This is a genomic window from Lutibacter sp., assembly GCF_041596795.1.
Classification (GTDB): domain Bacteria; phylum Bacteroidota; class Bacteroidia; order Flavobacteriales; family Flavobacteriaceae; genus Lutibacter.
In genome coordinates this window covers 1-3,294 of the sequence record NZ_JBFHHX010000233.1, presented here as the reverse complement: position 1 = coordinate 3,294, position 3,294 = coordinate 1, and the positions used below count along the sequence as shown (strand labels likewise).

General features: G+C 29.8%; 3 protein-coding genes. 1 reads left to right on the top strand and 2 read right to left on the bottom strand.

All coding sequences use genetic code 11. From position 1 onward, the window contains the following. Together ABY298_RS15665 and dnaN are read right to left on the bottom strand one after the other, a co-directional pair. Positions 1-182: hypothetical protein (locus tag ABY298_RS15665; protein WP_372746987.1), on the bottom strand; the 182-nt coding region annotated here is incomplete at its 3' end. Positions 183-328: 146 nt separating this feature from the next. Further along, positions 329-1,447, bottom strand: coding sequence for a DNA polymerase III subunit beta (gene dnaN, locus ABY298_RS15660; protein WP_372746986.1), 1,119 nt, complete (start codon positions 1,445-1,447; stop codon positions 329-331). 204 nt (positions 1,448-1,651) lie between these two features. Between dnaN and ABY298_RS15655 the strand changes: the two genes are divergently transcribed. Then, positions 1,652-3,294 (top strand): PIG-L family deacetylase (locus tag ABY298_RS15655; protein ID WP_372746985.1); only part of this gene is annotated, 1,643 nt, incomplete at its 3' end.

Sequence of the window (3,294 nt, the reverse complement as noted above, 5' to 3'; positions counted from 1 at the left end):
TCTTTATAATCTAAAAACTGTAAGCATTTTGAAAAAAGATGGATTTCAAGGTTGTTTGTTACTGCCTTTTTAGAAGAAAATAGCGCATTTGAAATTGCATCCATTGGAAATAATAAAGTTCCACTTGCCAAAGTTGTTTGTGCTATAAAATTTCTTCTATTTATGCTAGTTGTTTTTTTCATAATTTTTTTTTGATGAATGATTATTAATACGCTACTTTAAACCAACATCTAATTTAAGCAATATTTTATGAATCATTTAAATGAAACACAAAAAAAGCCGTAACATTTAAGTAACGACTTTTAATATAATTTGGGTGCTAAAAATTTTAGCTATTTAGCATAACTGGCATTACCAACATTGTAATAAATTCGCCTTCATCAACACCATCTGCAGGCGTTAAAATTCCAGCTCTGTTTGGTAAACTCATTTCAATTAACACTTCATTTGAGCTTAAATTGCTTAACATTTCTGTTAAAAAACGAGAGTTAAAACCTATTTGCATATCGTCTCCTTGGTATTCACAAACTAAACGTTCTTCAGCTTTGTTAGAGTAATCTACATCTTCTGCAGAAATATTTAATTCTGTTCCTGCCATTTTTAAACGTATTTGATGTGTTGTTTTACTTGAGAAAATAGAAACACGACGCGCAGAGTTTAAAAAAGTACCTCGGTCAACAGTTAATTTATTTGGATTTTCTTTTGGTATTACCGCTTCGTAGTTTGGATATTTACCGTCTATTAATCTACAAATCAATACAACGTTATCAAATATAAATTTAGCGTTTGCATTGTTATATTCTATAGTTACATCACTTTCAGACCCTGCTAAAATTCCTTTCAATAAATTTAAAGGTTTTTTAGGCATAATAAATTCTGCAGGAGTATTTGCGGTAACATCAGTTCTAGTATACTTAACCAATTTATGAGCATCTGTTGCTACAAACGTTAAAGCATCATTACTAAACTGAAAAAATACACCACTCATAACTGGGCGTAAATCATCATTTCCAGCAGCAAAAATAGTTTTTGAAATTGCTGTAGCTAAAACATCACCAGGAATTACAGTACTGCTTGGCGATTGAATTGAAACTGCTTTTGGAAACTCACTACCATCAAAATAAGCCATATCGTATTTACCGTGACTAGAACTGATTTCAATTGTATTGTTTTCTTCAGTTTTAAATGTTAACGGCTGATTTGGAAATGTTTTTAAGGTGTCTAATAATAATCGTGCAGAAATTGCAGCAGAACCTTTTGAGTCAGATTCTACTTCAATAATTGTACTCATAGTGGTTTCTAAATCAGAAGCTGAAATTTTTAATTCGTTTTGATCTAATTCAAACAAAAAATTATCTAAAATAGGTAAGGTGTTACTGCTATTAATTACTCCGCCTAATACTTGAAGTTGTTTTAATAATTGACTACTTGATACTATAAATTTCATTTATGATTATTTTAATGGAATAAGTTACAAATATATTCTAAAAATGTTGTTTTAAAAAATGATAGTTATTAACAGTTTTGTATGGTTGTAAACACTTTTAACAAATATAAAACAGTTATAATTGTGTTAATAAATGTTAAGTTAATGGGGTAAAGCATAATTTAATTTTATATTTGTTTTTCTACTAAGTAATTAAATTTTTACATGAAAAAACTTTCCGCAGTTCTTTTAATATTCATCGTCTTTTTTCAATTTTCATTTGCACAAGCGCCTAAAAAGCCTACTTCTGGCGAGATTTACGAAGCAATTGAAAAATTAAACTTTTTAGGTTCTGTATTGTATTTAGCAGCGCATCCTGATGATGAAAATACGCGATTAATTTCCTATTTTGCAAACGATGTTAAAGCAAGAACGGCATATTTAAGTATTACTCGTGGTGATGGTGGTCAAAATTTAATTGGCCCAGAGCTTAGAGAATTGTTAGGCGTTATTAGAACTCAAGAATTATTGGCAGCCAGAAGTGTTGATGGAGGTGAACAATTTTTTACAAGAGCCAACGATTTTGGATATTCAAATCATCCAGATGAAACATTGGAAATTTGGAATAAAACCGAAGTTTTAAATGATGTTGTTGCGGTAATTAGAAAATTTAAGCCAGATGTAATTGTAAACAGATTTAATGCAAATACACCAGGAAGTACACACGGTCATCATACATCATCAGCAATGTTAAGTGTAGAAGCTTTTGATTTGGCTTCTGATAAAATGTATAAAACACATTTAAAAAATGATGAAGTTTGGAAGCCAAAACGCTTATTTTTTAATACATCGTGGTGGTTTTATGGAAGTGAAGAAAATTTTAAAAGAGCTGATAAAACTAATTTATTAAGTGTTGAGGTTGGAGATTTTTACCAAAATTTAGGATTATCTAATGGTGAAATTGCCGCTTTAAGCAGAAGCCAGCATCAATCGCAAGGATTTGGAAGTACTGGATCCAGAGGAAATCAAACAGAATATTTAGAGTTTTTAAAAGGTGATTTTCCAAAAAATAAAACCGTTTTTGATGGTATTGATACTAGTTGGAATAGAGTTGAAGGTGGAAAAATTATTGGAGAAATTCTACAAAAAGTGGCTAAGGAATATAATTTTAAGAATCCTGCTGCTAGCATTTCGGATTTAGTAAAAGCGTATTCTTTAATTCAAAATTTGAAAGATGAACATTGGAAAACAATTAAATCAAAAGAAATTGTTGACATAATTTCGGCGTGTTCTGGTTTGTTTGTAGAAGTTGTTGCAAACGAATCTACTTCAACCAATGGTTCAAAAAACAAAATAAGCGTTGAAGCTATTAATAGAAGTTTATCAAAAATAATGTTAAAATCAATCCATTTAAAATCATTAAATGTTGATAAAATTACAAACGTTCAATTAAAAAATAATGAACCTTTCGCTTTTAATTTTGATGTTGAAATTCCTGCTGAAATAAAAATTACTACACCATATTGGCTTACGGAAAAAGGAACTTTAGGAATGTACAAGGTTGAAAATAAACAGTTTATTGGTATGCCAGAAACACCACGTGAAATTGTTGCTAATTTTTTAGTTGAAATCAGTGGTGTTGAAATCCCAATTAATAAAGAAGTAGTGTTTAAATATAATGATCCGGTTAAAGGAGAAGTGTACAAACCATTTGAAATTCTCCCAGAAGTTTCGACAACTTTTACAGAGAAAGTTTTTGTTTTTTCAAATGAAGACTCTCAAAAAGTTTCATTAAAAGTAAAGTCTGTGAAAGAAAATTTATCGGGAAAATTATCATTATGTTATCCTGAAAATTGGAAAGTACAACC

Coding starts and splice junctions, on each gene's coding strand:
- dnaN (WP_372746986.1), bottom strand. CDS start 1,447: ATGAAATTTATAGTATCAAGTAGTCAATTATTAAAACAACTTCAAGTA.